We start from the raw sequence: 22,853 nt of genomic DNA, 5'->3' as shown, positions 1-22,853 counted from the left end.
TCGATTCAACGGGCTGACGCGAAAGCATGATCCCTGGGTCGTTAATTAAAACAGCGTTCCATTAATATCAATCCTCCATTTCTTAAAATGACGAGGCGAGATGATGGCGAAACGCGGTTTTGGTCTGTCAGCAGCATTATGTATGCCGCTGGTGTTGCATGGCTGTGCCAACGGCGGCGGAAAAGTACCGGGAACGCAAACGCGCGGTATATTGACTGCGCAGGAAGCGGCTCCCTATACGCCGGAAAATTATTTTGCCCGCGGCGGTCTGCTTGCCGCCCCGGACGGCCCGTGGCAACCGGAAGCCATCCATCCTGAGCAGGTTTCCACGCCCTGGCGCGTTGGCCCAAATGAACCCTGGCAAACGGTGCAACAGGCGATAAACGCCGCCATTCGTAATGCCACCGATCGCTCGCGCATCTATATCAGCGTGCAGCCCGGCGTTTATCAGGGCGCGGTGTATATTCCCGCCGACGCGCCGCCAATCACCCTGTTCGGCACAGGTGAGCAGCCCCAGGATGTGCGCCTTGAACTGGCGCTCGATTCACCGTTTTCTCCCGCCCGCTATCGCCAGACGGTCAATCCTGCCCAGCAGTTCCGCGAGGGCGATCCCGCCTGGTATCTCTATGCGCAATGTGCCGGTAAAACCAGCGCGCTGATTGGCACCAACTGCGCGGCTGTGGTCTGGTCGCAAAGTAATGATTTTCAGCTGGCGCAGCTCAGCGTGGTGAATTCGCTGCTCGATACTGTAGATGGCGGTACCCATCAGGGCGTGGCGCTGCGCACCGACGGCGACCGCGTACAGCTGGAAAACGTGCGGCTGATTGGCCGCCAGGACACGGTATATCTCAATACCAGTAACCGTGAAAATCTCGCGGTGACCGACCGCATCAGCCGCGTACTGGTGAAAGACAGCTATATCGAAGGGGATGTGGATTACGTGTTTGGCCGCGCCAGCGTGGTGTTTGACGGCGTGGAGTTCCACACGGTATCCACGCGCCGCTCGCAGGAAGCTTACGTGCTTGCGCCAAACACCCTGCCGGATCAGCCATATGGATTTCTGGTGCTGAACAGCCGTTTCACCGGTGATGCGGGTTATCAGGGAAGCTTTAAAGCGAAGCTGGGACGGGCATGGGATCAGGGCGCGGGCAAGACCGGGTATCTGCCGGGTAATACCGCGAACGGTCAGGTGCTGATTGCCTGGAGTACGATAGATTCCAGCTATGACCGGTTATCACCCTGGGGATCGGCGGCGACCACCTCGCGGCCATATCGTGCCAGCGTGGCGGCGGATCGCAACCTCAACGACACCGCATGGAACCGGTTATGGGAGTGGCAGACCCGGTGGCAGTGAGTTTTTGCCCGGCGGCGCGTTGCTTGCCGGGCCTACGTGATACGTCCACCGATAATATTTTGTAGGCCGGGTAAGCGCAGCGCCACCCGGCAACAAGGCTCACCCCAGCGCCAGCCCAAACAACCGGCTCATGGCAACTTTCCCGCTGGTCGTCACGCTTACCTCGCGGTATCCCGGCGTGCGGCTGATCCAGGCTTTTTGCAATAACAACGCCATCAGCGCCGCGCCTGCATCGCCGCCCAGATGACAGCGTCTCTCGCTCCAGTCCAGGCAAGGGCAGCAGGGCTTGCGGCGCGTATGAGGATTTAACACCGCACCGAGGCGCTGCAACCGATCTTTGCCGATGGCGGTCAGCGCCGTGCCGTCAGCGCTGATCCACTTCTCATGCTGCATAAATTCATAGATCTTTACCGCCAGCTCACCCGCCAGATGATCGTAACAGGTGCGGGCATAACGCAGATGCTGGGGCGTGCGGGTCACCGGCGTGGTGCGCGCCTGCATCGACACGCCCATCAGGTTTTCCAGTAGCCCGGCAATGTGATGCCCGGCCAGGCTGTAATAACGGTGCCGCCCCTGGGTCAGGCACATCACCAGCCCGTTATTCAAAAGACGAGTCAGATGCCCGCTGGTCGTGGAGGCGGCAATGTCCGCCACGGCGCTGAGTTCCGTGGCGGTCCAGGCGCGGCCATCCATCAGCGCGCATAAAATGCTGACCCGCGACGGATCGGCAAGGGCGGCGGCAACCAGCGACATGGATTTTTCCAGACCCTCATCCGGGTCATCCTGGTATTCAGTGTTCAGCAGACTCATGCAGCGGCATCCATTGGCGGGTAAGATCAGCAGCCCGCGCGTCATCGTCCGTCAGGAGGATGAGCTGGTTACTGTGGTCGCTGTACTGTACCAGAATATTGATGCCGTGGCGGGCCAGCGCCTCTGCAATTTCTCCCAGCTCGCCGGGGCGTTTTTGCGGCAGTTTTCTGATCACCGGCCGACTGATCTTCACGACTTCAAAACCGGCGGCAAGCAGCACGGCACGCGCCTTTTCACCGTCTTCCACCAGAAAATGGGCGTGGCTGACGTCCGCCACGGAAAAGACACCGCCGCCTTCCAGCCCGACACCGTTTTTGCCCAGCTCGCAACCTAGCGAAGCCAGCGCGCCGGGCGCATTGCTGAGGATCACGTGAATATCATGCATGGGCATGGGCTCCTTTATCAGAGGAATAGTCGCGGAACACGGTGGCGACGCGAATTCGGTAGAAGGAAAAGATCGAGGTTTTCCCTTCCTGCTGGGCGGCGAGATGGCGCAGATTGTGCTTCCAGCCAGCCACAGCCTCTTCATCTTCCCACCAGGAAAGCGAAAGGATTTTTCCCGGCGTGCTCAGGCTCTGGAAACGTTCGATAGAAATAAAACCTGCCGTCTGTGTCAGCAAGGGCTTAAGTTCAGCCGCCAGCTGGAAATAGCGATCCTGCGCGTGCGGCAGGGCGTCGGCCTCAAAAAGAACTGCGATCATGGATTTTCTCCGTCGTTGAATTTCAGCCAGCGTAATGGGGATGAAAGACGGATGCTTCGGCGGGGAGCGAAATGTGGATGTGGTGTGGAAAGGGGCAGTGCCCGGCGGCGCGTTGCTTGCCGGGCCTACGGGGTATGTCCACCGAAATTATGGGCATCCGGTGCCCGGCGGCGCTGCGCTTGCCGGGCCTACGCCAGATCGGTAGGCCGGGTAAGCATAGCGCCACCCGGCGTTAAATCCCGGCAATCACCATCACACCAGCTTAATCAGTTTCTTACGCATCGCCAACGGCACATCAAGCGGATGCTGATAGCCGATGTTTTCATTGCTGCGGGTATACAGCGCAACCAGCCAGTCATACACATAGCGCGTGGCGGCATGAACCGGCTGCTCGCCAAGACGCGTCAGGCGGGCATCGCTGGCTGCGGGGGCGCTGGCGCTGAAAATACCCTGGCCTTTCTGCACCCGGCTGGCAGGACGCTGATCTTCCGGCAGCGACGCATAGCCAAGCCAGGCAATAAAATTACCTATCGCGGCATGCAGCTGCGCGGCGCAGGCGGTATCGCGCTGCATGATCTGCTGTAAACTTTGCGGCAGTTCCAGCCGATAGCTGGTGACGATCAGTGTATCCGCGACCTGGCGCAGCGCGGCAGGGGTCAACCCTAAGCGTTCGGCGCTGACGTCGTTACGGCTCCACTGACGCAGGTGATTGATCCACATCGCATGGGCCTGATGGCCGGTGTCTTTCGCCGCCGTGACGGTTTCCGGCTGCGCGGCGACATCAGCAAACAGATCGATGGCGTCGTTAAACAGCCCGCTGACTTTTTCTTCGCGCGGCTGCTGCACCTTCCACAGCGCGTCGAAATGCTTCATCTCCGGCAGTAAAGCGTCCAGCAGTTCACCGTGACGGCTCGCCTGGCCCTGTAATTCGCGGATCGCCGCTTCAGCGCGGGCGCGCTGGCTTTCCGGCGTCTCTTTCAGCGGCGCGGTCCAGTGTTGCATCAGATCGCGCAGCAATTGCAGATGGCGATCGCGCAGCGCTTTCAGGCGCACCGTGCGCTGTGAAGCAGCCGTGGCCTGCGACAGCCACTCGATCAGACGTTGCAGACTGCTGGCATCCAGCGCCTGTAACGTACCCCAGTATTGCCCCGGTTTGCCGAGCAGCTGTTGCACGGTCTCATCCAGATTCTGCGCGGTAGTGAAACGCGCATCCTGCGGGGTAATCGCCCATACCAGCCCCGGCAGCGCCGTTTCCTGGCCGGACTGGGTTTCCTTCACCCAGTTGAGCAGCGTGCGCGCGGTAGTGGCGGTTTCGCTGCGCTGCGGCGTGGCGTTACAGATCATCAGCACGTCCGGCTGCAACTGCTGACGATAATGGTCGGGCAGCCAGCGGCATTTACTGTTTTGCAGCGACGGCTGCGCGCCCAGGGCAGGTACCGGAATATCGAGAATATCCACGCCGTCCAGCACACCGTTTTCCACCGGCAGCACCAGTTCACGGGTCAGCAGCGCCAGGGTGGCAAGCGGGATGCTGACGGCGTTATGTAACCGATCTTCCGACCAGGGATGCACCACCACTTCGCCGTGGGCGCTGTCGCCGTCCGTCGGCTGCGGGTTCAGAAAACCCTCCGTCGGCAGGGCGAAGTTATCCACCAACAGGCTGAGCGGGGCGGCGAGCGCGCGGGCATTACCGGTCTGATGCAGGATGTGCGCCAGCGCCAGCCACTGTTGTGTTAACTCCTGATGCTCGCCCCACAGCAGCGACCATGCGCTGGCGCGGGCGCTGAGATCCAGCGACGGCAACAGCGTAATAAACTCATACCATAACCTGTCGTCCAGCTGCTGGCGGGCAGACGGGACAGTGGCGCGCCAGAAACGGGCAATTGCGCCCACCTCGTCGGCGGTGATCCCCGGCACCTGTTGCGGCTGGCGCAGGGCGCGCCAGCGGGTCAGCCGATCTTCAATGACGCTTTTATCCACCATGCGCAGATCCGGCAGATGCTGCGCATGGGCGATAAACACCTGCACCAGTTCTGCTTCGCTCAGAATGCCCAGTTGCAGCGGGAAACGCTCGTCAGGGGTCGCGCTGGTCTGTGTGAAACGCAGCGCCATACCGGTCAGCGCATGGCCCGGATTGATATGGGTAAAGTAGTCGAGGGTTTTGTCGCCGGGTTTAACATTCACCCGGCCATTGCCGCTGTTGCACAGGGCGGCGAGCAGGTGCGCTTTCGATGCCTGCGAATGACCGTACAGCGCCACCGTGCAGGTGGTCTCTGCCGCCTGCATCAGCACGGATTCCTGGGCCGACGCGGCGGTAAGGCGCGCCAGCAGGGCGTCGGCGTCATCGTCGAGCAGTGGCGCATGGGCGCGGGTGTCATGCACCCAGGACATCACGGCCTGGGAAATTTTTAAAGGCGCTTTCATTTCAGGTACACACTCCCGCTGTCGATCCAGTAGTGGCTGCCGCTGTGACGGCGATCGGCCAGCGTATTCAGTTTAAACGTCAACGCATCGGCATCCACCGGGGTGCCGTCCGTCAGCCAGGCATCGCTCAGGTTGAAGGCTTCCGGCCCCTGGGCTTTGCTGCCGCCGGTAAATTGCAGGCGCACATTCAGCACGCCGTCTCCGGCAATGGCTTTCGCCAGCTCCGGCGAATTGATGCTGAGCGTATACAGCGGCGTCGCGGGCCAGCGGGCGTTGGCCAGCTGACGGAAGCCGAGCGTGACGTTGCCGCGCAGCGGGAAATGCAGTCTGGCGTCGAGCTTCGCGCCGGGCTTGTCCAGATCGATATCGTGATACCAGACGTTCTCGTCGCGCAGCGTATTAACGGTGTTATCCAGCACGCCGAGATAGCGCACGGTGGAATACGCGCCGATGTCCGCCGCTTTAAAGTTAAAGCGTGGCAGACGCAGATCCAGCGCCAGGCTGCACAGCATGGCGCCCACGGCGGCGGTTGATTTCGGGTTGCCGATGCGCCCCTGCTGGCTGAACGGATACCACTCATGCACGCGGTATTTATCCAGCCACACCATGCGGTTGACCGGCACCGGTTGCAGATGACGGATCAGCGCCTGCACGCCCGGCAGACAGCCCGGACGCCCGGTGATCAGCAGTACATCGCAGCAGTAGTGGGAGATGGCCTCGCACACCGCATGCAGCGGGGCGGTCAGGGTGAACTGCCCGGCGAGCATCGCGCTTTGCAGTTCGCTGAAATTGACCTGTAACGGCACGGCGAAAATATCGAATTCCGCTGCGCCCTGTGGCAGCGCCGGATCGATGGCCTGTTTCAGATAGTTAAGCACGTTGCGCGTCGGCGGCTGTTTGATCAGATCGCCAAAGGTGGCGTGCAGACCGGCCAGCGGATCGTTAACGTCGCTGGATTCCCAGGCCGCCAGGATCGCATGACCCACCGGCATAAAGAGTTGCAGGGTGGTTTGCTGGCGCAGTACCGCCTGGGTGTCAATGCGCCCGGAGTCGCCGAACAGTGTCGCCATCAGCGCGGCGGCGTCAGTAATGCCCGCTTTTTGCAGCTGGGTTTGCAGCGCGGGCAGCACGCAGCGCTGGATCACATCCAGCAGAATGTCATCGCCTGCGACTTTGAAGCCTTCGCGGAACAGCAGTTGCGGCGTGATTTTGACGTTGCTGCCGGTGCCGTCATCCAGCTGATAGTGGGTGATCGCCATATCGGTAGTGCCGCCGCCGATATCAATGGACGCCACCCGCAAGGCGCGTCCCGGCGCTTCGCCAGGCGCTGTGGGGCGATCCGGGCGGGCGAGGGAGGCGAAAAAGGTTTCCGTCTGTCCGGCAAAGTGGGAAATGGCTTCGTTATACAGCCACACCAGCTGACCACAGCTGGCTTCGTCCCACTCCATCTGAATGCGGGGTACCGGCACGACGCTTTTTTCCTGCTGCTTGCGGCTGGCGAAATCATCGTCCTGCGGGTGCCAGCCCATCGCTTTCCACACCAGCGCGATGGCTTCGAACATGCGGCGACGGAAGATCTCGCGCTCCTGTTTCGGCATCGCAGACGGCAGGGTAAGAATAATGGTGCGCAGCTGACGCGGCGAGGCGGGGAAGCCCAGACGCAGACGCGTCGCCACGCTGTTAATCTGTCCTAACGCCTGCGCCAGCAGTTCGCACAGCATATGGGTCATCAGCGTGCTGCGGCTGTACTGCGGCGAAAAGACCGGCAGACGTTCGTCCAGCGGCAGCGTGTAGAGCGGCTGGCCATCGTCGTTCATCAGGTTCATCAACGGGAAGGCGGTCGCCAGCGGCTCGCGCTGGGATTTGCTGTTCATCTGGCTGAAGCGCCAGTCCTGCAACACCGGGGTTTCATCCCACAGGTAACGGCGCGGGCTGGAGATGCCGCTGTTGCCTTCGGTGCCCAGACGACCCGTCGCCAGTTTGCGGGCTTCGTCACCCACGCGCACGATGGACGGCCAGATAAAAGCATCTTCACGACCACTTTCCACCGAGAAATGCTGTTTGCCAAAGCGCGCTTCGGAAAACTCAAGGCGGCTTGTGAACAGCGGTTCATTTAAAAATTGCGGTTCGCTAAGAGAGCGCACCTGGAGTTCGGCGGTCTGGCGCAGGCCATCGTTGGCATCGCCATGATCTTCGATGATCACACCGCAGGTATGGGTGTTGCCCACGTCGAGAATTAAATCCACCGGGATCGCCGGGGTGCTGAGCGTATGGGTAACGATCTTCACTTCAGGCACGCTGAGCTGCTCGCCGAGCAGCGTCATCAGGTTCAGCCAGTGCGCCTGATATTCAAAGCCGCGCAGCGCCTGCGCCACGTCGCGCTCGCTGCGGTTTTCATCCTGGATGGCCTGCAAAAAGACTTCCCGCAGCCAGCCGTCGATCCACGTCTGATCGAGGAAATCCGCCACTTCATCATCGCGCCACGCCAGTGAAAAACGCGTACCGTTCAGAATGTCGTTTTCAATGGGCGCAAGGGCGGCAGGGGAGAGATCGTTGATCTGGCTGTCGAGGGCCACCGTCACGCGGTGGGTGTGACCGTTGCTGTCCGGCTCGCTGAGCTTGCGGATCTGCACCCGCGCCCAGTTATCCGGGCCTTCCACAAAGGTACGCGGCGGGTTGAAACGTAAAAACGGGATCGGCAGCCAGACGCCGTCAAGCAGGGCGAGGGACGCCAGCAGGCCGATAGTGTTTTCCGGCTTGACCACTTCCGCCGGGCCGCCGTTGCTGGCGGGCAGGGTAAAGCGCTCGTTCACCAGATCGTAATCCAGACGCAGCAGCGGGCCGTTGGCGGTTTTACGCACGAAACGGCCATTGTGGGTGGACACCAGCGGCGTCAGCCCGAAATCAAGAAACTGCACGCCGCTGTTGGCAATCAGCGTCACGCTCTGTTTGTAGTCGCAAAGATTTACCAGCATAAAATCAGGCACCTGTTTTTCTGAAGGTTACCGGCACAACGGTGTTGCCGTCATAGCGTGCGGTACATTGCGCAATATCATTGCTGCCCGCGGTGCAGGTGATTTCCGGCATCGGGTAGCGGGAGCCATCGCTGCAACGCGCATTGCTGCGGCTTTTGATCATCAGTTCGCCGGTCTGATGCAGACCAGAGAACAGATCGGCGCGGCAGGTGATATTGCCAGCCTGGACCAGACGGGCCGTGCCTTTGTTGTTCTGGATCTGGTAGCGCAGGGTCGGCGCTTTGCCGGTGGCGTGATCTTTGATCTCTGGCGTTACGCGCCAGTTACCATTCAGGAAGCGGGTATTACCGGTTTTCACCTGAATGGCATCCATCACCATCACGTCTTTCGGGATGGCGGCGATCACCGCCGGGGCGGTTTTCTTCTCTTCGACAACCGTGGTTTTCACGGCGACGACATCCGCCTGATGCAGCGGCAGGGAAGCGGTGAGCTGTGGCGCAGGCGTCACCGGCACGGGCGGGGTAACGGGCGCGGCGGCGCTGGCCAGCGGCGTTTCAGGGGTAACCTGTTGTTTCAGCAGCATGGGCGCGGCGACGGCAACGGCGACCAGCGCCGCGACGGGCAGCAGCCACAGCGCAGGGGAACGTTTTTTAGCCACAGGCGCGGCAGCCGGTTCCGGCGCAGGCGCTGGGGTAACGGAGGCCGCAGGCTGGGGTTTTTCATAAACGGCTTCAGCAACCTCTTCGGTTTTCACCACGGGCGGCGGAGCGATCAGCGGTTCGTCCGCCTGGCTGAAATTAACCACCGGCGCGGGCTCTTCTTCCGGCTCGGGTGGCTCAACCAGCGAAATTACCGGTTCCGGCAGCGCCTGCTCGCGCAGACAGGCCAGCACGTCGTCACGGGCGCTTTCGTTCAGATTAACAAAGCCCCAGAAGGTGATAACCGGTTTGCCATCCACCAGGAAAACGTGGTTAACGCCGGGAAACTGCAAGGCTTTTTCCAACAGCGAGCCAAACAGCTGTTGCGCGGTTTTATTTGATTGCAGGCTTTTGCGGCTCAGCGCGGCGGCGCTGTCGAGGGTGCTTTCCAGATAGCGCAGAGCGCGAAAACGCGCGTCCTCATCAGCGGCTTTCCACGAGATGGCGCGTCCGTCAATCGGCGAATACCAGTCAACGCGATCGCCATCATCGTTAACCTGCGGGATTGCCAGACAATCTACCATCGCCTGCTGTTTACGCAGACGTAATGCTTCACGAATTTGCAGTGCCGAATCAAATACGGCCTGACCGCCGCCGCCAACTGCCTGAAAATCATCCAGATCGCCGCTGCGCAAGAGAGTTTTTGCCACGTTTTCATCCCATAGACTTCTTCACACGTCTACTTTACGCAAACCGGCATGTAAACAAACGACAGAAGAGAGGCTAAAAGCGTTGAATTCTCGTCGTATTGAGAACGTCTTCAGGGCTTGACCTTTGCGAAAATACTTAACGCAAATTTTCAGCGATTCAGTGGATGAATATTCAACAAAAAACGCGGCATTAGAATAACCTGATAGTGATTCGTTATTTGCCAGTTTTATATTGCTGTGCTGTGATCACTGTCTGTCATAAAAATCCATAAGGCATAACAATGAATACAGGGAAAACGCTGCTCGCGCTGGCGCTGAGCACACTCTTACCGGCAAGCGCCGCGCTGGCGGCATCTAACGACACGCTGATTTACTGTTCTGAAGCATCTCCGGAATCTTTTAACCCGCAGATCGCCAGCTCCGGCCCGACCTTCGTGGCCAGCTCACAGGTGCTGTATAACCGGCTGGTGAATTTCGACCCCAAAAATAATACCCCGGTGCCGTCGCTGGCGACGGAGTGGAAAATTTCCCCGGACGGCAAAACCTATACTTTTACGCTGCGTCAGGGCGTGAAATTTAACAGCAATAAATATTTCAAACCAACGCGGGATTTTAATGCCGACGATGTCATTTTCTCGGTACTGCGCCAGAAAAATGCCGACCATCCGTATCACAATGTTTCCCAGGGCAATTACGAATATTTTAACGATGTCGGTCTGGATAAGCTGATCAAAGACGTGAAAAAGCTGGATGATTATCACGTTCAGTTTGTTCTCAACGAACCGAACGCCGCGTTCCTGGCTGACTGGGGCATGGATTTCGCTTCCATTCTGTCCAGCGAATACGCCGATGCGATGCTGAAAAAGGGCACGCCGGAATATGTCGATACCTGGCCCATCGGTACCGGCCCTTATGCGCTGCAACAATATAAAGTGGATTCATTGATCCGTTACGTCGCCAACCCGAATTACTGGGACGGTGAAGTGCCGACCAAACACCTTATCTTCTCCATCACGCCGAACGTGCAGACCCGTCTGGCGAAACTGCAAACCAATGAGTGCCAGATCATTCCGGCGCCTGCTCCGGTGCAGTTTGACGAGATCAAAAAGAATAAGGATTTAACGCTGCATTCCGTCGATGCGCTGAACGTCGGTTATCTGGCGTTTAACACGGAGAAAAAACCCTTCGATAACGTGCTGGTGCGTCAGGCGCTGAACTACGCCACCGATAAAAAAGCCATTGTGGACGCGGTGTTCCTCGGCTCCGGCACGGTGGCGAAATCGCCGCTGCCGCCAAATATGCTCGGCTTTAATAAAGATCTGAAGGATTACCAGTACGATCCGGAAAAAGCCAAAGCGCTGCTGAAACAGGCAGGGGTGGCAGAGGGTACAGAAGTGACGCTGTGGTCAATGCCGGTACAACGTCCTTATAACCCGAACTCCAAACGCATCGCTGAGATGATCCAGAGCGACTGGGCAAAAGTGGGCGTGAAGGCAAAAATCGTCTCTTATGAGTGGGGCGAATATCTCTCCGGCATGCGTAAAGGCGAGCACGACAGCGCGCTCTTTGGCTGGATGTCTGACAACGGCGATCCGGATAACTTTGCCGATGTGCTGCTCGGCTGCAACAGCATCAAAACCGGCTCTAACGCCGCCCGCTGGTGCGATAAAGGCTATAACGATCTGGTTGAAAAAGCGAAGCTGACCAGCGTGCCGGAAGAACGCGCGCGTCTGTACGAACAGGCGCAGGAGGTGTTCTATCAGCAGGCGCCGTGGATCGCGCTGGCGAACGGCAAAACCTTTTATGCCACGCGCAGCAACGTCAGCGGTTATAGTGTCAGTCTGATGGGCAGTGATTTTTCCAAAGCCAAAGTTAACTAGATCGTAAGGAGAGGGTATGTCGCATCTGGATGAGGTTATTGCGCGCGTGGATGCCACCATTGACGAGAACGTCATCGCGCACATGAACGAGTTGCTGATCGCCCTGAGCGATGACGCGGAGCTGAGCCGGGAGGAACGTTACCAGCAGCAGCAGCGCCTGCGCCATGCTATCGCGCATAAAGATCGTCATAACAAGGAAGAGCTGGAGGCCAGGCGCGAGCACCTGACCCAGGGCGGCGTTATTCTCTGATCTAAAACTGGCGTCTGGCCACGAGCCAGGCGCCGACTACCAGCAACACCGCGCCGCAGACCGGGCCAATCAGCGCCCGCAGCGGGATCCCCTGACTTTTCAGCACGTCCATCACCAGCCCGCCAATCAACTGACTGGCGACCAGCACGGCAATAGTCGTGGCTGCCCCGACATACTGATAACCGCTGATACTGGCAAAAACGAAAAAGGATCCCAGCAGGCCGGGAATAATCGTCCACCAGCGCACCGTCGCCGCCAGTTCACTGAATCCCGCGAAGCCATTTTTAATCAGCAGAATGCTGACAAACAGCACAATGCCCACCAGCGAATTCAGCAGCATGGCGATCAGAATGGTTGAGGAACTCTGGGTAATGCGCACCATCAGCGTGTTCTGCACCACCAGACCAATGCCCGCCGCCACCAGAAACGCCAGCGTCAGCGACTGATTCATGGCAGCGCGTCCGGTTCGCTACGGTTATCCAGCTGGAGCTGCATAAAGGTCAGATCCAGCCAGCGGCCAAATTTGGTGCCCACCTGCGGCATCTGCGCGGTGATGGTAAAGCCGAGCTTTTCATGCAGATGAATGGAGGCGTGGTTTTGCGACTCAATGCCCGCCACCATCACATGTTTGCCGATGCGCTTCGCTTCTTCGATCAGGCGGATCATCAGTGCCTGGCCGATGCCTTTGCCCTGGTGCGCCGGGTGCACATAGACCGAATGCTCGACCGTATGGCGAAAGCCGTCGAAGGCGCGCCAGTCGCCGAAGGAGGCGTAGCCGGTGACTGTGCCGTTTTCTTCACTCACCAGCACCGGATACCCCGCCAGCGAGCGCGCTTCAAACCAGGCGATGCGGTTATCCACATCCACCGTGGCGTCGTTCCAGATGGCAGCGGTGTGCAGTACCGCATGGTTAAAAATTTCAGCAATGGCCGCGCAGTCGTCTTTGTGCGCGTAACGAATATTCATGGTTGAACCTCTGGAGTTGTTCACTATAGTATTACGATATGAATACTATTACAGACAACATAAATCAACGGATCAGTGTGCGAATTCGTCTTGAGCGCGAAGCCAGAGGCTGGTCGTTAAGCGATCTGGCGAACCGGGCCGGGGTGTCGCGGGCGATGATCCACAAGATTGAAAAGGGCGAGAGCAGCCCCACCGCCACGCTGCTGGCGCGGCTGTCGGGCGCTTTCGGCATCAGCATGTCGACGCTCATCGCCCGTGCGGAAATGCAGGAGGGCAAACTGCTGCGTTTTGCCGATCAACCGCTGTGGCGCGATCCGCAAACCCATTACCTGCGCCGCCATGTTTCGCCACGTACCGATCTGCCCCTTGATCTGGTGCAGGTGGAGCTGCCGCCGGGCAGCGACATTCCCATGCCCGCGTCGTCCTATGCGCTGGCGCGTCAGCTGATCTGGTTGCAAGAGGGCGAGCTGACGTTTGTCGAAGGGGATACCCGCCATCAGATGCACGCCGGTGACTGTCTGGAGCTCGGCCCGCCCAATGACTGCCGATTTATCAACGATTCCGCAGAGATCTGCCGCTATCTGGTGGTGCGCTTAAACCATTCTGGCTCGTAATGTGAAAGCAAACCTGGCTTTAAGCTTCTACCCTTGTTTAAGGTTTACTTCGAAAGGAAATCCGTATGAGTCAAAATTCACAACGTAATCGTCGCTGGGTACTGGCATCCCGTCCGAAAGGCGCACCGGTAAAAGAAAACTTCCGCCTGGAAGAAGATGACATCGCCACGCCGGGGGAAGGCCAGGTGCTGCTGCGCACGCTCTACCTGTCGCTCGATCCCTATATGCGTGGCCGTATGAGCGATGCGCCGTCCTACACGCCGCCAGTACAGATTGATGAGGTGATGTGCGGCGGTACCGTAAGCCAGGTGGTGAAATCCTTTAGCCCTGACTTCGCCGAAGGCGATCTGGTACTGGGCTACAGCGGCTGGCAGGAGTTTGAGATTTCCGACGGCAGCGGGCTGGTGAAGCTTCAGGAAACGGAACATCCGTCCTGGGCGCTGGGTGTTCTGGGGATGCCGGGCTTTACCGCCTATATGGGCCTGCTGGATATCGGGCAGCCAAAATCCGGTGAAACCCTGGTGGTAGCCGCCGCCACCGGGCCGGTGGGCGCCACCGTCGGGCAAATTGGTAAGCTGAAAGGCTGCCGCGTGGTGGGCGTCGCTGGCGGAGAAGAAAAATGCCGCTACGCAGTGGAGAAACTGGGCTTTGATGCCTGTATCGATCACCGGGCGGACGATTTCGCCGAACAGCTGAAGAAAGCCTGTTCTGAGGGCATCGATATCTATTATGAAAACGTCGGCGGCAAAGTCTTCGACGCCGTTCTGCCACTGCTGAACAGCGCGGCGCGCGTGCCCGTATGTGGTCTGGTCAGCGGCTATAACGCCACCGACCTGCCGGACGGCCCGGACCGTCTCTCCCTGCTGATGGGCACCATCCTGAAAAAACGTCTGCGCGTGCAGGGTTTCATCATCAATCAGGATTACGGCCATCGCCTCGACGAGTTCCGCAACGAGATGATCCCCTGGGTGAAAGAGGGCAAGATCCAGTATCGCGAACACATCACCGACGGGCTGGAAAACACCCCCGATGCCTTTATCGGTCTGCTGGAAGGGAAAAACTTCGGCAAACTGGTGATTAAGGTTGCCGAACGGTCATAACAACATTGATGGCGGTCAATGCCGCCATCAAATTCCAGGCAAAATTTCCATTAGCGTCTTTAATTAACTCTGAATAACCAAAATTTATACTAACCTTTCAGAGACGAACCATACCAGGCATGCATAAAGAGAATATATCCCTACGATTTCGTGCATTTAATTACACTAGCCCGCTTGAGATTGTTAAGTATTGGACAGGAACGGAATATGCTTGATCTGGTCAAAGCGCAACGCATGAGCCTTACTATGCAGGTGGAAGTAAGCCTGAAAAGCGCACTTATTGTTGGCGCATTAAAGCCTGGCGCGCGGCTCATCACTAAAGAAATTGCCGATCAACTGGGTACCAGTATTACGCCGGTGAGAGAGGCGCTTTTACGGCTGGTTTCCGCAGGCGCGCTGCATGCCACCCCCGCACAGGCGTTTCTGGTGCCGGAAGTGCGTCGGGAAAGGTATCTGGAAATCAATGCGATACGCAAAAAAGTCGAGGGTATGGCGGTGGAAGTGGCCTGCGCTAATCTCGATGCCGATAAAATGAAAAAGCTGCAACAGCTGGCGGCAAGTTATCAGGAAGCGCTGGCCAGCGGCAATATTGAACAGACCTTACAGGCCAACCGTACGTTCCGTTTTTGTCTTTATGATTATGCGGAAATGCCCACGCTGACAGCCATCATTGAGCAACTCTGGGTGCGCCTCGGCCCATGCTTTAATTATCTCTATCCTTCGTCCGAAAGTTTAATGCGCAGTCACGGCGCTTACGATGAATTATTATCCTCGCTGGAAAAAGGTCAGTGCGCGGAAAGTAAACAGGCAATAATAGATGCTATCGAGGTGGGTGAAACAATTCTGCTTCGTCAGTATGACAACGATATGCACTAATAAAAAAATCCGGCCTGATGATCAGGCCGGAATCGTTTTACTGGAAGCTATAGGCCACGGACAAGCCAACGCCATAATTTCGGCCTGGCGCAGGTTCGTAGTAGCGACCGTTAGATTCGTTGACGATCACTGAACCGACATATTCCCGGTCAAACAGATTATCCACGCGACCAAACACGTCCATCATCCAGTTACCATAATTGAGTTTGTAGCCGCTGTTCAGGCCAACCACGGTATAAGACGGCGCTTTAGCGGTGTTTTCGTCATCGGCCTGGATGTCGCTCATATAACGCACATCCGCCCCGGCGTACCAGCCGCTTTCCGGCTGCCAGCCCAGTGACGCAAAGCCCATATTACGCGCGATGCCCGGCATACGGTTGCCGTTGCAGTCGCCGTCATTACAGACGTTAGTGCGGTAGGTGGCATTCAGATAGGTCCAGGCCATTTTCGCGCGCCAGTTACCGGCAAACTGCTGATCAACCGACAGCTCCGCGCCCTGACGACGGGTTTTACCGGCGTTTTTATAGGTGGTGCGGCCGCCGCTGCTGGCATCGGTGACGATCTCGTTATCGGTATCGGTCTGGAACAGCGCCGCGGTCAGCAGGCCGTTACCCACACGGGTTTTACTGCCCACTTCCCAGGTGGTGTTGGTGGACGGTTGCAGATCGAAATTCAGGCCGCTCTGGCCGCCGGAACGATAGGAAAGCTCGTTAATGGTCGGCGTTTCAAAGCCACGACCGCCCGCCACGTACAGATTCCAGGCATCGGTCACCGCATATTTCAGCGATCCGGCCGGCAGCCATTTGTGATAGCTGGCTTCACCGCTGTCATCGCCGTTACGCGGGGTGACATAGTGATCGTTGGAGTCAAACCATACGGAGCTGTAGCGCACGCCCGCGTCCAGAGAAAGCTTGTCGGTCAGCTGCCATGCGGTTTGCAGATAAGGATCCACGTTCCACATCAGGTTGCGCTCGTTACGGCGCTGCTGGCCTTTCTGCCCGTATACCGGCGTACTGCCGGACATCACGAAGTTCTCGTAGCCTTTACGATCTTCGCTCATATTTTCGTAGTTCAGACCGGTGGTAAAAGTAACCGGCACGCCCAGTTCGCCACGGTGCGTCCAGCGGGTGTCGACGCCCTGATAATGACGGGTTAAGTCGATCACGCCGCCCGCGTGGGTCGGATTAAGCTGCGGGGCGCGGGGAATAGACTGGTATTGGGTAGTTTCGCGCTCACCGGCGTACATCATCACGCTCAGATCGTCCTGCTCGCTGAGCTGGCGTTCATAGCGCAGGCCCGCCTGGGTCTGCTTGATGGTTTTACGCATGTTGTACTGATCGCCACGGGGCGACTGGCGCGGGTTATCTTTCCATTCGCTTTTGCTCAGGCCGCCGGGATCGTTCGCTTTGGTATCAACGCTGTTAAGGATCAGCGTTAGCTTACTAACGTCATCAATGCGAACGCCCAGTTTGGCGTTGGCGAGATTTTTCTGCGCGCCGCTGTGATCGCGATAGCCGTGGGTGGCGAAACGGCTGGAGGAAACGGTGTAATCCACGTCGCCCGGCTGCGTGCCATCGCCGACCGCGCCTGTGGCTTTCAGGCCGTAACGCCAGCTGCCAAAGCTGCCGTAATAGCTGCTCGCTTCAATGGTGGCGGGTTCGCGACCAGTTTCGGTGGTGACGTTCATCACGCCGCCGGACGCGTTACCGTACAGGGCAGAAAAGGGCCCGCGCAGCACATCGACGCTTTCAATACTATTGATGTCGATGTTGGACGTCTGGCCCTGGCCGTCCGGCATGGTCGCCGGAATGCCGTCCACATACATACGAATGCCGCGCACGCCGTAGGTGGAGCGGGAGCCAAAACCGCGGATCGACAGCTGCAAATCCTGGGAGTAGTTCTGACGGTTCTGGATCTGTAAGCCCGGCACGCTGGTCAGCGATTCCGAGAGGTTCACGCGCGGCGTCGCCTGACGCATATCCTCGCCCTGGACCACGCTGACGGCGGCAGGCGTATCCAGTTCGGAGACGGTTTGCGGGGACGCGGTGACGATCATGGTCTGTTCCGCTGCCGCGAAGGCAGGGTGAAAGACCGCGGGAAGTAACAAAAACGGCAGGGCCGCCGGGCGTGCAAAAATGATTTTCATGGTTAAACCGGTTAAAAATAAAACGTACCAAATGGAACATGCGCCAACATGTTACGGGTAATGTAAAGAAATTGAAAACTTTAACGGCACTTACTGTGAATAATCGCCGGGAGAAATTATGGCCTGAATGGCGGATTCGGCAAGAAAGAGTGCCATTTTAATCAATTAATGATTACTATTCTCACTTAGAAAAACAAGCGAAGCGCGACTTCGCTGACCGGAAGCCATGTGATGCAGCTATACATTCGTTATCAAAGGGAGTCGTCATGTTTACTCGTCATTTAAGCTCACCGCGCCTGCGTGGTTCACTGTTATTAGGTTCTCTGCTGCTTGCCGGCACGTTCAACGCCACCGCAGCGGAAGAAATGCTGCGCCAGCCGGTAGGGAAAGGGGCCTATGAAATGGCGTTCAGCCAGCAGGAAAACGCGCTGTGGCTTGCGACATCGCAGAGCCGTAAAACAGACAAGGGCGGGGTGGTTTATCGTCTGGATCCGGTCACGCTGAACGTGACCCAGGCGATCCATAACGATTTAAAACCGTTTGGCGCGGCCATCAACACCAGGACGCAGACCCTGTGGTTTGGCAACACGACCAGCAGCGCCGTTACCGCCATTGACGCCAAAACCGGCGATGTGAAAGGCCGTCTGGTGCTGGATGAGCGTAAACGTTCCGAAACCGTGCGCCCGTTGCAGCCGCGTGAGCTGGTCGTGGACGAAAGCACCAACAGCGTTTATATCACCGGCGTCGGCAAAGAGAGTGCGATCTGGGTGGTGGATGGCGACAATATCGCACTGAAAACCACCATTAACGGCACCGGCACTTTTGCCACCGGTCTGGCTATCGACAGCGCCGCCAAACGCCTGTACACCACTAACGGCGACGGTGAATTCATCACTATAGACACCGCGACCAATAAAATTCTCAGCCGCAAAAAAGTGCAGGACGACGGCAAAGAGCATTTCTATCTTAACCTGAGCCTGGATACCGCCGGACATCGCGCCTTCCTGACCGATTCCAAAGCGCCGGAAGTAGTGGTGATCGACACCCGCAACGGTAACGTGATCGAGAAGATCGCCGCCCCGGAATCGCTGGCGGTGCTGTTTAATCCGGCGCGTAATGAAGTCTATGTCACCCACCGTCAGGCCGGTAAAGTGAGCGTGATCGATGCGAAAAGCTACAAAGTGGTGAAAACCTTCGACACCCCGACGCACCCGAACAGCCTGGCGTTGTCCGCAGACGGTAAAACGCTGTACGTCAGCGTGAAGCAGGCCTCCACCCGCGAGAAAGAAGCCACGCAGCCGGATGATGTGATCCGTATTGCGCTGTGATGTGATGTGAAAAAAAGAAAGGCTCCGTAAGGAGCCTTTTTTGTGTCTTTTTGCCCGGCGGCGCTTTGCTTGCCGGGCCTACGGTTTATGTAGGCCGGGTAAGGCGCAGCCACCACCCGGCACACTGTCTTAACGGGATAACTCTTCCGTTAACTTCCCGTCTTTACCGTCTTCCGGATGTACCGGCGCGGTGCTCTGGATTTCGTTGACGCGCTTACGCACGCCGAACCAGCCCGCCACTAACAGCACGGCGAGGAAGGGGATAGAGGCGATGGTGTAGGTGCCGTTCGGGTAGTCGAACGCCATCAGCACCAGCACGCTTAACAGGAACAGCAGCGTTAGCCAGGAGGTGAAAGGCGCGCCCGGCAGTTTGAAGGACACATCTGCCGCTTTACCTTCTTTGATGGCTTTGCGCAGGCGCAGCTGGCAGACCACGATAAAGGCCCAGGACGCGATAATGCCCAGCGCCGCCACGTTCAGCACGATCTCAAACACGCTGGCCGGAACCAGGTAGTTCAGCACCACGCCGAAGACGTAGATCACCAGCGTCGCCAGAATACCCGCCCACGGCACCTGCTGCTTGCTCATTTTCGACATGAACTTAGGCGCGGAACCGCCCATCGACATGGAGCGCAGGATACGACCGGTGGAGTAGAGGCCGGAGTTGAGGCTGGAGAGGGCCGCAGTCAGAACCACCATGTTCATGATGTCGCCGATATAGGGCACGCCCAGCTTCGAGAAGAAGGTGACAAACGGGCTTTGTCCCGCCTGGTACGCCGTCCACGGCAGTAGCAGCACCAGCAGCACTACCGAGCCAACGTAAAACAGGGCGATACGCCAGATCACGCTGTTGATGGCCTTTGGCACCATGGTCTGCGGATCCTTACATTCGCCTGCCGCTGTGCCCACCAGTTCGATGGAGGCGAAGGCAAACACTACGCCCTGCACCAGCACCAGCGCCGGCAGCAGACCGTGCGGGAAGAAACCGCCGTTATCGGTGATCAGATGGAAGCCCGTGGCGTTGCCGTCCAGCGGTTTACCGGTGCCGAGGAAAATCGTCCCGACAACGAGGAACACCACGATGGCCAGCACTTTAACCAGCGCGAACCAGAACTCCATCTCGGCGAACCATTTCACGCCGATCATGTTCATGGTGCCGACAATGGCCAGCGCGCCGAGGGCAAACACCCACTGCGGCACATCGCCGAACGCGCCCCAGTAATGCATATAAAGCGCCACGGCGGTGATGTCGACGATGCCGGTCATCGCCCAGTTAACGAAGTACATCCAGCCCGCTACATAAGCGGCTTTTTCGCCGAGGAATTCACGGGCGTAGGAGACGAAGCTGCCGCTGGACGGACGATGCAACACCAGTTCGCCCAGCGCGCGGAGGATGAAGAAAGAGAAGATACCGCAAACGGCATAGACGATAGCCAGGGACGGACCGGCCATTTGCAATCGTGCGCCCGCGCCTAAGAACAGCCCGGTGCCGATCGCCCCGCCAATCGCTATCATCTGCACCTGGCGGTTGCCCATCGCTTTGTTGTATCCCTCTTCATGAGAGTTTAACCAGCGACGTTTTGCAGCATGATGCTCCGCTGCGCTGTTGTTGTTTTTGTTCATTGAGTTACCTGTTGACCTGTCTGAATCATCGAAGGATTTCCTCACCCGTCAGGACAGAACAAACGATTGCCCTGACGAATTAATGCACTGTCTTTCCAGTCATTCTGCGTATGGATAAGACAAAACATGGCGCAGCATCCTACCTGCAAACCGTAAGCTACGCAAAGCCTGGCCTGCCAAAAATTGACAGCCTTCATAACCCTGAAACGGCACTTTGCCACTTTTTAGCTTTTCAAATGTTATTTAGTTGTTTCACAAGTGTTTCATAGGCATTTATTAATGGTGACATGTTAAGCAGAGTGAGTGTGCGCATGTCATATCGTCTGAGTATTCTGGATAAAAGTCCCCTCGCGGAAGGCGAAACCGCAGCAGAGGCGCTGGCGCGTACCCTGCAATTAGCCAGACTGGCCGATGAGTGGGGGTATCACCGTTTCTGGGTGGCGGAACACCACAACACCGCACAGCTCGCCAGCCCGTCGCCGGAGCTGGTGATTGCCTGGATTATCGGGCAAACCCGGCGTATTCGGGTCGGATCCGGCGGCGTGATGCTGCAACACTACAGCCCCTATAAAGTGGCGGAAAATTTCAACCTGCTGGCGTCGCTGGCGCCAGGGCGTATCGATCTGGGCGTCGGTAAAGCGCCGGGCGGTCTGCCGCTGTCCACGCGGGCGTTACAGCAGGGCGTTAACGCGCAGGAGAAGGGCAGCTTTGCCGATCAACTGGCGCAGCTGGATCACTGGCTGTCGCTGCGCGTTAACGAACAGGAAGCCGAAACCGTATTAGCCACCCCGGTGCCGCCGCAGCGCGTCGACGGTTTTTTACTCGGCGCCAGCCCGGAAAGCGCGCGCCTCGCCGCCGCTCTGGACTGGAATTTTGTCTTTGCCGCGCACCTTAACGGCGACAAAAACCTGCTGCGCGAGGTGCTCGGCATCTGGCAACAGAACAGCGCGCGCAACACGCTGGTTGCCGTGCAGGCGATCGTCGCCCCGACGCAGCAACAGGCCGACCGGCAGGCGGCGCAGATCGAATTGTGGGGCGTGGAGCTGGAAAACGGGCAGCGCGTCACCGTGGCGAGCGAATCCCAGGCGCAGGCCTTTGCCCGGCAGGCGGGCAGCCCGGCGAAGCAGATCGTGCGGCGGGAATCCGCAGTGATCAAAGGCACCGCCCGGAGCGTTCTTGCCGCCCTCGACGAACTGCACCGCGACCACGGCATCGATGAATTTGTCATTGATACGCCGGTGGCGGAGGGCCAGCCGCGTTTCGACTCCCTGCGTCTGCTGGCGGAGGCGCACGCCTCAGCAAACGCCTTGCAGGAGGTCGCCGGATGAGTTTTGCACAACAGCTAATCGACTGGCGGCGCGAGCTGCATCAGTACCCGGAACTGTCGCTGGAGGAGTTCGAAACCACCCGTCGCGTGCGCCAGTGGCTGGAAGTCGCCGGGCTACGCCTGCTGCCCTGTGATCTGCCCACCGGCGTGGTGGCGGAAGTGGGGACAGGGGAAAAAATCATCGCGCTGCGTGCCGACATCGACGCGCTGCCCATCGCCGAAACCAGCGGCGTACCTTTCAGCTCCCTGAATCCGGGCGTGATGCACGCCTGCGGACATGACATTCACACCAGTGCGATGCTCGGCGCGGCACTGCTGTTAAAAGCGAACGAGCAGCAACTGGCAGGCCGGGTGCGCATTCTTTTCCAGCCCGCAGAAGAAAATTTTGGCGGCGCGAAACGCCTGATCAAAGCCGGGGCGCTGGAAGGCGTCAGCGCGATTTTCGGCATGCATAACGAACCGGGCTTACCCGTCGGCGAGTTCGCCACCCGCGGCGGGCCGTTTTACGCCAACGTCGATCGTTTTGTGATCGCGGTGAAGGGCAAAGGCGCGCACGCCGCGCGGCCCCATGAAGGCAACGACGCCATCCTGCTTGCCAGCCAGCTGGTGAATGCCCTGCAAAGCGTCGCCAGCCGTAACGTGAATACCCTGGATTCGGTGGTGCTGAGCGTAACGCGCATCGCCGGGGGCAATACCTGGAACGTGCTGCCGGAAACCGTCGAGCTGGAAGGCACGCTGCGTACCCATAAGCGTGCAGTGCGCCAGCAGGTCAAAGATCGCGTCAACGAGATCGCCGCCGGATTAGGACAGGCGTTCGGCGCGGAGATCGCGGTGACCTGGTTCGACGGCCCGGAGGCGTTAGTTAACGATGAAAAGTGGGCCGCCTTTGCCCGCCGCGTCGCCGACGAGCAGGGCTATCGCACCTATCACGCTGAGCTGCATATGGGCGGTGAGGATTTCGCGGTTTATCTGCAACAGATCCCCGGCGCGTTCGTCAGCATCGGCAGCGCCAGCGAATACGGTTTACACCATCCGGCGTTTAATCCCGACGACACCTTACTGGAAGGGGCGGCGCGATATTTCGCCCGGCTGGCAGAAAAAGCGTTATTACATACTGACTGAGGACATTCT

Annotated in this window: 19 protein-coding genes; 9 read left to right on the top strand and 10 right to left on the bottom strand. The window is 58.4% G+C overall.

Annotated elements, in window-relative coordinates; translation table 11 throughout:
- Nucleotides 1-100 precede the first annotated feature (100 nt).
- Nucleotides 101-1,354, top strand: a complete 1,254-nt coding sequence (locus tag BMF08_RS15910) for a putative acyl-CoA thioester hydrolase (RefSeq protein ID WP_083580919.1) — start codon at nucleotides 101-103, stop codon at nucleotides 1,352-1,354.
- A 99-nt stretch (nucleotides 1,355-1,453) separates the two neighbouring features.
- On the opposite strand, the gene BMF08_RS15905 is transcribed toward BMF08_RS15910, so the two are convergent.
- The 6 genes from BMF08_RS15905 to BMF08_RS15880 all read right to left on the bottom strand — a co-directional run bounded on the left by BMF08_RS15905 (nucleotide 1,454) and on the right by BMF08_RS15880 (nucleotide 9,612).
- Nucleotides 1,454-2,164 carry an ArsR/SmtB family transcription factor gene (locus tag BMF08_RS15905; protein WP_072568517.1) on the bottom strand — a complete coding sequence of 237 codons (711 nt, stop codon included), beginning with the start codon at nucleotides 2,162-2,164 and terminating at the stop codon, nucleotides 1,454-1,456.
- Nucleotides 2,145-2,549: an amino acid-binding protein gene (locus BMF08_RS15900; RefSeq protein WP_072568516.1), complete on the bottom strand. Its 405-nt coding sequence runs from the start codon at nucleotides 2,547-2,549 to the stop codon at nucleotides 2,145-2,147. Before BMF08_RS15900 ends, BMF08_RS15905 begins: the two co-directional genes overlap by 20 nt.
- Nucleotides 2,542-2,865, bottom strand: coding sequence for an antibiotic biosynthesis monooxygenase family protein (locus BMF08_RS15895; protein WP_072568515.1), 324 nt, complete (start codon nucleotides 2,863-2,865; stop codon nucleotides 2,542-2,544). Before BMF08_RS15895 ends, BMF08_RS15900 begins: the two co-directional genes overlap by 8 nt.
- 252 nt (nucleotides 2,866-3,117) lie before the next feature.
- A complete protein-coding gene (locus BMF08_RS15890; RefSeq protein WP_072568514.1) occupies nucleotides 3,118-5,289 on the bottom strand; it encodes a virulence factor SrfC family protein in 2,172 nt (723 codons plus the stop codon).
- On the bottom strand, nucleotides 5,286-8,264 hold the full coding sequence (locus BMF08_RS15885; RefSeq protein WP_072569447.1) for a virulence factor SrfB: 2,979 nt from the start codon (nucleotides 8,262-8,264) through the stop codon (nucleotides 5,286-5,288). Before BMF08_RS15885 ends, BMF08_RS15890 begins: the two co-directional genes overlap by 4 nt.
- A 4-nt stretch (nucleotides 8,265-8,268) precedes the next feature.
- Nucleotides 8,269-9,612, bottom strand: a complete 1,344-nt coding sequence (locus tag BMF08_RS15880; RefSeq protein ID WP_072568513.1) for an SrfA family protein — start codon at nucleotides 9,610-9,612, stop codon at nucleotides 8,269-8,271.
- Between the two features lie 281 nt (nucleotides 9,613-9,893).
- Between BMF08_RS15880 and BMF08_RS15875 the strand changes: the two genes are divergently transcribed.
- Entirely contained in the window at nucleotides 9,894-11,492 is a 1,599-nt protein-coding gene (locus BMF08_RS15875; RefSeq protein WP_072568512.1) for an ABC transporter substrate-binding protein, read from the top strand.
- A 16-nt stretch (nucleotides 11,493-11,508) separates the two neighbouring features.
- Nucleotides 11,509-11,742, top strand: a complete 234-nt coding sequence (locus tag BMF08_RS15870; RefSeq protein WP_072568511.1) for a DUF2526 family protein — start codon at nucleotides 11,509-11,511, stop codon at nucleotides 11,740-11,742.
- A gap of 1 nt (nucleotide 11,743) precedes the next feature.
- Here BMF08_RS15870 and BMF08_RS15865 read toward each other — a convergent pair whose 3' ends face one another.
- Together BMF08_RS15865 and BMF08_RS15860 are read right to left on the bottom strand one after the other, a co-directional pair.
- Complete coding sequence (locus tag BMF08_RS15865; RefSeq protein ID WP_072568510.1) at nucleotides 11,744-12,193, bottom strand: DMT family transporter; 450 nt, start codon at nucleotides 12,191-12,193, stop codon at nucleotides 11,744-11,746.
- Entirely contained in the window at nucleotides 12,190-12,708 is a 519-nt protein-coding gene (locus BMF08_RS15860) for a GNAT family N-acetyltransferase (RefSeq protein WP_072568509.1), read from the bottom strand. Before BMF08_RS15860 ends, BMF08_RS15865 begins: the two co-directional genes overlap by 4 nt.
- Nucleotides 12,709-12,746: 38 nt before the next feature.
- Between BMF08_RS15860 and BMF08_RS15855 the strand changes: the two genes are divergently transcribed.
- From BMF08_RS15855 to BMF08_RS15845, 3 genes are all read left to right on the top strand, one after another.
- Nucleotides 12,747-13,322, top strand: a complete 576-nt coding sequence (locus BMF08_RS15855; RefSeq protein ID WP_072568508.1) for a helix-turn-helix domain-containing protein — start codon at nucleotides 12,747-12,749, stop codon at nucleotides 13,320-13,322.
- A gap of 65 nt (nucleotides 13,323-13,387) precedes the next feature.
- On the top strand, nucleotides 13,388-14,422 hold the full coding sequence (locus tag BMF08_RS15850) for an NADP-dependent oxidoreductase (RefSeq protein ID WP_072568507.1): 1,035 nt from the start codon (nucleotides 13,388-13,390) through the stop codon (nucleotides 14,420-14,422).
- 207 nt (nucleotides 14,423-14,629) lie between these two features.
- Nucleotides 14,630-15,298, top strand: a complete 669-nt coding sequence (locus BMF08_RS15845) for a GntR family transcriptional regulator (RefSeq protein ID WP_072568506.1) — start codon at nucleotides 14,630-14,632, stop codon at nucleotides 15,296-15,298.
- Between the two features lie 37 nt (nucleotides 15,299-15,335).
- On the opposite strand, the gene pqqU is transcribed toward BMF08_RS15845, so the two are convergent.
- A complete protein-coding gene (pqqU, locus tag BMF08_RS15840; RefSeq protein WP_072568505.1) occupies nucleotides 15,336-17,444 on the bottom strand; it encodes a TonB-dependent receptor PqqU in 2,109 nt (702 codons plus the stop codon).
- Between the two features lie 266 nt (nucleotides 17,445-17,710).
- On the opposite strand from pqqU, the gene yncE reads away from it, so the two are divergent.
- Nucleotides 17,711-18,772: a 7-bladed beta-propeller protein YncE gene (gene yncE / locus BMF08_RS15835; protein WP_072568504.1), complete on the top strand. Its 1,062-nt coding sequence runs from the start codon at nucleotides 17,711-17,713 to the stop codon at nucleotides 18,770-18,772.
- Between the two features lie 129 nt (nucleotides 18,773-18,901).
- On the opposite strand, the gene ansP is transcribed toward yncE, so the two are convergent.
- Nucleotides 18,902-20,395, bottom strand: coding sequence for an L-asparagine permease (ansP, locus tag BMF08_RS15830; protein WP_072568503.1), 1,494 nt, complete (start codon nucleotides 20,393-20,395; stop codon nucleotides 18,902-18,904).
- Between the two features lie 311 nt (nucleotides 20,396-20,706).
- On the opposite strand from ansP, the gene BMF08_RS15825 reads away from it, so the two are divergent.
- Both BMF08_RS15825 and BMF08_RS15820 read left to right on the top strand, forming a co-directional pair.
- Nucleotides 20,707-21,723, top strand: a complete 1,017-nt coding sequence (locus tag BMF08_RS15825; RefSeq protein ID WP_072568502.1) for an MsnO8 family LLM class oxidoreductase — start codon at nucleotides 20,707-20,709, stop codon at nucleotides 21,721-21,723.
- Nucleotides 21,720-22,844 (top strand): amidohydrolase, encoded by a 1,125-nt coding sequence (locus BMF08_RS15820; RefSeq protein WP_072568501.1) that lies wholly within the window; start codon nucleotides 21,720-21,722, stop codon nucleotides 22,842-22,844. Before BMF08_RS15825 ends, BMF08_RS15820 begins: the two co-directional genes overlap by 4 nt.
- Nucleotides 22,845-22,853: the final 9 nt, after the last annotated feature.

Origin of the sequence: Enterobacter sp. SA187 (assembly GCF_001888805.2) — a bacterium.
Classification (GTDB): Bacteria; Pseudomonadota; Gammaproteobacteria; order Enterobacterales; family Enterobacteriaceae; genus Enterobacter_D.
Note: the sequence above shows the minus strand (reverse complement) of the source record. Positions and strands in the feature narration are given on the sequence as shown.

Bases quoted from the DNA above. Each gene is read 5' to 3' on its own strand.
- BMF08_RS15910 (WP_083580919.1), top strand. From the start codon at position 101: ATGATGGCGAAACGCGGTTTTGGTCTGTCAGCAGCATTATGTATGCCG.
- BMF08_RS15905 (WP_072568517.1), bottom strand. From the start codon at position 2,164: ATGAGTCTGCTGAACACTGAATACCAGGATGACCCGGATGAGGGTCTG.
- BMF08_RS15900 (WP_072568516.1), bottom strand. From the start codon at position 2,549: ATGCATGATATTCACGTGATCCTCAGCAATGCGCCCGGCGCGCTGGCT.
- BMF08_RS15895 (WP_072568515.1), bottom strand. From the start codon at position 2,865: ATGATCGCAGTTCTTTTTGAGGCCGACGCCCTGCCGCACGCGCAGGAT.
- BMF08_RS15890 (WP_072568514.1), bottom strand. From the start codon at position 5,289: ATGAAAGCGCCTTTAAAAATTTCCCAGGCCGTGATGTCCTGGGTGCAT.
- BMF08_RS15885 (WP_072569447.1), bottom strand. From the start codon at position 8,264: ATGCTGGTAAATCTTTGCGACTACAAACAGAGCGTGACGCTGATTGCC.
- BMF08_RS15875 (WP_072568512.1), top strand. From the start codon at position 9,894: ATGAATACAGGGAAAACGCTGCTCGCGCTGGCGCTGAGCACACTCTTA.
- BMF08_RS15870 (WP_072568511.1), top strand. From the start codon at position 11,509: ATGTCGCATCTGGATGAGGTTATTGCGCGCGTGGATGCCACCATTGAC.
- BMF08_RS15865 (WP_072568510.1), bottom strand. From the start codon at position 12,193: ATGAATCAGTCGCTGACGCTGGCGTTTCTGGTGGCGGCGGGCATTGGT.
- BMF08_RS15860 (WP_072568509.1), bottom strand. From the start codon at position 12,708: ATGAATATTCGTTACGCGCACAAAGACGACTGCGCGGCCATTGCTGAA.
- BMF08_RS15855 (WP_072568508.1), top strand. From the start codon at position 12,747: ATGAATACTATTACAGACAACATAAATCAACGGATCAGTGTGCGAATT.
- BMF08_RS15850 (WP_072568507.1), top strand. From the start codon at position 13,388: ATGAGTCAAAATTCACAACGTAATCGTCGCTGGGTACTGGCATCCCGT.
- BMF08_RS15845 (WP_072568506.1), top strand. From the start codon at position 14,630: ATGCTTGATCTGGTCAAAGCGCAACGCATGAGCCTTACTATGCAGGTG.
- pqqU (WP_072568505.1), bottom strand. From the start codon at position 17,444: ATGAAAATCATTTTTGCACGCCCGGCGGCCCTGCCGTTTTTGTTACTT.
- yncE (WP_072568504.1), top strand. From the start codon at position 17,711: ATGTTTACTCGTCATTTAAGCTCACCGCGCCTGCGTGGTTCACTGTTA.
- ansP (WP_072568503.1), bottom strand. From the start codon at position 20,395: ATGAACAAAAACAACAACAGCGCAGCGGAGCATCATGCTGCAAAACGT.
- BMF08_RS15825 (WP_072568502.1), top strand. From the start codon at position 20,707: ATGTCATATCGTCTGAGTATTCTGGATAAAAGTCCCCTCGCGGAAGGC.
- BMF08_RS15820 (WP_072568501.1), top strand. From the start codon at position 21,720: ATGAGTTTTGCACAACAGCTAATCGACTGGCGGCGCGAGCTGCATCAG.